5 protein-coding genes are annotated in these 4,566 nt (G+C 69.3%); 1 reads left to right on the top strand and 4 read right to left on the bottom strand.

Annotated elements, in window-relative coordinates:
* From U9980_RS05665 to recG, 4 genes are read right to left on the bottom strand one after another with little or no spacing between them, the layout of a single operon-like run.
* Entirely contained in the window at window positions 1-477 is a 477-nt protein-coding gene (locus U9980_RS05665) for a hypothetical protein (protein WP_322766978.1), read from the bottom strand.
* Between the two features lie 48 nt (window positions 478-525).
* Window positions 526-1,002, bottom strand: coding sequence for a pantetheine-phosphate adenylyltransferase (gene coaD / locus U9980_RS05660; protein WP_322755595.1), 477 nt, complete (start codon window positions 1,000-1,002; stop codon window positions 526-528).
* A complete protein-coding gene (rsmD, locus tag U9980_RS05655; RefSeq protein WP_322748325.1) occupies window positions 999-1,556 on the bottom strand; it encodes a 16S rRNA (guanine(966)-N(2))-methyltransferase RsmD in 558 nt (185 codons plus the stop codon). The genes coaD and rsmD overlap by 4 nt, the downstream gene beginning before the upstream one ends.
* Window positions 1,553-3,763 (bottom strand): ATP-dependent DNA helicase RecG, encoded by a 2,211-nt coding sequence (gene recG / locus U9980_RS05650; RefSeq protein ID WP_322766977.1) that lies wholly within the window; start codon window positions 3,761-3,763, stop codon window positions 1,553-1,555. The genes rsmD and recG overlap by 4 nt, the downstream gene beginning before the upstream one ends.
* A 210-nt stretch (window positions 3,764-3,973) precedes the next feature.
* On the opposite strand from recG, the gene U9980_RS05645 reads away from it, so the two are divergent.
* Window positions 3,974-4,566: hemerythrin domain-containing protein (locus tag U9980_RS05645; protein WP_322766976.1), on the top strand; the 593-nt coding region annotated here is incomplete at its 3' end.

The raw sequence follows: 4,566 nt of genomic DNA, 5'->3' as shown, positions 1-4,566 counted from the left end.
CTACCAGTCTATCCGATCGTCCAGGCTGGCAGCGATTCGATCATCGCGGTCCCGCGGGCCGGGCGGCGGGGGGGCCAATCGTGCGCGGCCACGGGTAACCGAGGCCAGAGTCCTGGACAGGATCACCTCGAAGGCCGCCAGCTTCCCGTCGACATAGGTGTCGAACTCCGACCGCGCGGCATCCGCCGCGTCCCGCGCCTGGGTCAGCATCTGCTCGGCCTCGGCCTCGGCCCGGCGGACGATGTCGGTGTCGGTGGCGATCCGGTGCCGCTCCCGGCGTGCGTCGTCGAGGATGCCGTCCCGCTCAGCCAGAATTCGCCTGGCCTGGGCGATCTCCACCGGCAGTTGACCGCGCAGGTCCTCCAGCGCGGTCAGCAGCTCGGTACGGTTGAGGATGCAGGACGCCGACAGCGGGATTCCCCGCGCATCAAGGACCATGGCGACAATCGCCTCGAGGGCACCATGGAGATCTGCCATAGGCGGCAGACTATGACGGTACGCCCTCCATTACCGGGAGTGACACGGCTACTGCGCGAGACGCTCGCCCAACTGTTTGAGCACGAGGTCCGGCACCAGCCCCGACACGTCCCCGCCGTAGGTCGCGACCTCCTTGACCAGGCTTGACGACAGGAAGGCGTACTGCGGGTTCGTGCTCATGAACAGGGTTTCGACGCCCGCGAGCGAGTGGTTCATCTGCGCCATCTGCAGCTCGTAGTCGAAGTCGCTGACGGCCCGCAGGCCCTTGACGATGGCCTGGATACCGCGGGCGCGGCAGAAGTCGACGAGCAGGCCGTGGGAGGACTCGACCACCACGTTGGAATGCTCGCGCGCCGCCTCACGGATCAGCTCGATCCGCTCGTCCACCGTGAAGAGGTTGGCCTTGTTCTTGTTGATGAGCACGGCTACGACAACCTCGTCGAAGAGCCGGCTGGCACGACCGATGATGTCAAGGTGACCATTGGTGACCGGGTCGAAGGAACCGGGACAGACAGCCTTTCTCATGATCCAGAACCGTACCAGAGGACCCCCTCGCCGTACGTCCGATTACGTACGGTAACCATACCATCCGGCCACCCGGGCGGCTCGCTGCGGCGCGATCGCTCCACCACGCACAGACCATCCGGATACAGCCAGGAATGGGAATGCAGGCGAGTAAGCACGGTCGTCAACGCTACGTCAGAAAGATTATACGGAGGGTCTAGAAACACCACGTCGAAAGCATGCCCCGGTGTGGCCTCCACCACACGTTGGACGGGTTGGCAGACGATCTCCGCACCGACGAGCCCGAGGGTCGCCGCGTTCGCGCGCAGCGTCCGCACGGCAACCTGCGACTGATCGACCAGCAGGGCGTGGCAGGCCCCCCTCGACAGCGCTTCGAACCCGACCGCGCCACTGCCGGCATAGAGATCGGCGAACCGCGCGCCGCGCAACTCCACTATCGACGCAAGCGTGTTGAACAGACCTTCCCGCGCCCGGTCGGATGTCGGACGGGTCCGCTCCCCCGGCGGCACCCGGATGGGCCGCCCGCGTGCGACACCACCGATGATCCTGGTCAACCCTTCTCCAGATACGCGGCTGTGGTCTCGTCGAGCGTCGCCGCGAGCGCCGCGGCCAGGCCCGGATGCGCCGAGAGTTCCGGATCGGCGCGTACCAGGGCGGTAGCCGCGTCCCGCGCGGACAGGATGAGGTCCTCATCCTTGAGCAACTCCAGCAGGCGCAGGGCCCGGCGGCCACCGGACTGGGCCGCGCCCAGCACGTCGCCCTCGCGCCGCTGCGCGAGGTCCAGCCGGGCGAGCTGCGCACCGTCGGAGGTGGCAGCCACCGCGGCCAGACGCTCCCAGGCGGGCGACCCAGGCTCGGCGTCGGTGTACAGCAGGCACCATCCCGGCGCGCTGCCACGCCCAACCCGGCCGCGCAGCTGGTGCAGCTGGGATATGCCGAAACGGTCGGCATCGGCCACGACCATCACGGTCGCGTTGGGCACGTCGACCCCGACCTCGATCACTGTGGTGGCCACGAGAACATCGATGTCCCCCGCTGCGAACCTCGTCATGACCCGGTCCTTGTCCTCCGGGTGCAAACGGCCGTGCAGCGCGGCGACCCGGAGCCCGGCAAGCTCCACATCCCGCAGCGCGGGGAGCACATCGAGAACGGCGGCACTCGGCCGGCGCCCGCCCTCGGTCGCGCCGTCGGCAGTGGCGTCGGGGTCGGGGTCGGCGGGGTCGGGGTCGGCGGGGTCGGCGGGGTCCTCGCCGATCCTCGGGCAGACGACGTATGCCTGATGGCCGGCGGCGACCTCATCCCGGATGCGGCCCCACATCCGGTCCGTCCAGACCTCGTTGGCCGCGGGCACGACGAAGGTGGCGATCGGCGAGCGGCCGGCGGGAAGCTCGGTCAACGTGGAGACTTCCAGATCACCGAAGACGGTCATCGCGACGGTGCGCGGGATCGGCGTGGCCGTCATCACCAACAGGTGCGGCGGGCGGTCGGACCGGGACCGCAGCACGTCCCGCTGCTCGACCCCGAAACGGTGCTGCTCGTCCACGACCACCAGAGCGAGGTCGCGGAAGGTCACCGATTCTTCGAGGAGCGCATGCGTGCCCACCACCAGACCGGCGCTGCCGTCCGCCACGGCCGCGAGCGCCTCGCGCCGCGCCCTCAACCCGAGGGAACCCGTCACCAGGGCGATCCTGGTCGCACCCGGCGCGGCATCGAGTTCGCCGGCCCGCCCCAACGGGCCGAGCAGGTCACGCAGGCTGCGCAGATGCTGGGCGGCGAGCGTCTCGGTGGGCGCCAGGAGTACCGCCTGACCGCCCGCGTCGACGGCGGTGAGCATGGCCCGCAACGCCACCACCGTCTTGCCGGAACCGACCTCACCCTGCAGCAGCCGGTGCATCGGGAACGGCCGGGCGATCTCGGTCGCGATGGTCTCGCCGACCGTGCGCTGCCCGGCGGTCAGCGCAAACGGCACTGTCGCGTCGAACGCGGCCAGCAGGCCGTCGGGCCTGGCGTGCCGTGCGGTCGCCGCGGTCTGCTCGTTGTCGAACCGACGCTGCGCGAGCGCGACCTGCAGGATGAGAGCCTCGTCCCACTTGAGCCGGGCCCGGCCGCGAGTGACGTCCGCCCACGATGACGGCTGGTGAACCAGACTGTAGGCGTCGAGCAGCCCGACCAACCGGTGCTCGGACCGGATGGCCGCGGGGAGTGGATCCTCGATCTCGGTGAGATCGGAGAGGACCATCCGCACGCACTTGGCGATCGTCCAGCTGGGGATCTTCATTGCCGACGGATAGATCGGGACGAGGCCGCCGGCAAAGCCCTCCGCGCCGTCGCACCCCTGCGCATCGGCGATCTCGGCGTCGAGCAGTTGCACCTCGGGATTGGTCAGCTGCCGCCGACCGCGGAACTCCTCCACCTTGCCGGCGAACAGCGCGGTGACGCCGCTGCGCAGGTCGCGCGTCTGCCGGACCTGATTGAAGAACACCACCAGCAGGCTGTGCCGGCCGTCGGTCACCGTAACCGTCAGCATGGAACGCCGGCGCTCCCGCATCGGACGCCGCTCTGCGCTGACGACCTGCGCCTGCACGGTCACCACCTCCCCGACCGTCAGGTTCGCGAGATCGGTCAGCTCGCCGCGTTCCTCATAGCGGCGGGGCAGATGCGCGAGCAGGTCGCCGGCCGTCTCCAGGCCGAGGGCATCGGCGAGCATGATCGCCGTTTTCTCTCCCAGCACGTCCCGAAGCCGCGTCGTCTGGTCGATCACACCCCCGATCCTGCCCGACGGCACCGACAACTTTGCGACCCCACACCCACTCGAATCCGTCCGGGACAATCGCCAACCGGCTGTCGCGAAGGTCACACACCGTCCATTCTGGTCGTAGGCCGAAAAAGACCGCAAAAAGGTAACAATCAGTGATGAGAGGCCGCTGGAATGTCACAGACCGCTCCGAGCCCACATGGTCTTCCGTTCCCCGTGCAGCCGCGTCTCCCCGGCGATCCCGAACCAGATCTCGAGCTCTACCGCCTCACCCACCGGGCGATCGTGCGCGAGGCCGGTGAGCTGGCCACGCTCGGGCGGCGACTGGCGAGGGACGGCAGCCCGTTCACGGCCCGGCAGGCGCGCACCCTGCGGACGTTCGCCCGGGTGTTCGTCGATGACCTGCACCGCCACCACCGGGCCGAGGACGAGCTCGGCTGGCCTCTCATCAGCGCCTGCGCACCGGACTGCCCCGACCTCACGCCGTTGACCCGCGACCACGCCGACGCCGCCCCGGTCATCGACGAGCTCTGGGCGACGGTCCGACGCCTGGCCACCGACCCCGCCTCCACCGCTGCCCGCACGGATCTGGCCGGCGTGGCGCAGACATTGCGCGACATGCTGGAACGGCACATCGCGGCGGAGGAACGGATCGTCTTCCCGGTGATTCTCGCGCACATGTCGGCACGGGATTTCACCCGCTGGGACAAACTGGCCGACCGCGATCTGCCCATGCGTGACCTGTGGGTACTCATCCCGTCGACAGTCCGGTCCGCGGACCCGGCGGACGTCGCCCGGGTCACCGCGAA

The organism is Protofrankia sp. Cr1 (genome assembly GCF_963555865.1).
Lineage (GTDB): Bacteria > Actinomycetota > Actinomycetes > Frankiales > Frankiaceae > Protofrankia.
The sequence above is the reverse complement of the archived record's forward strand: the minus strand, read 5'-3'. Positions and strand labels throughout refer to the sequence as shown.

What these genes read in the sequence shown, in the direction of transcription:
- coaD (WP_322755595.1), bottom strand. Translation starts at nt 1,002, where the DNA reads ATGAGAAAGGCTGTCTGTCCCGGTTCCTTCGACCCGGTCACCAATGGT.
- U9980_RS05665 (WP_322766978.1), bottom strand. Translation starts at nt 477, where the DNA reads ATGGCAGATCTCCATGGTGCCCTCGAGGCGATTGTCGCCATGGTCCTT.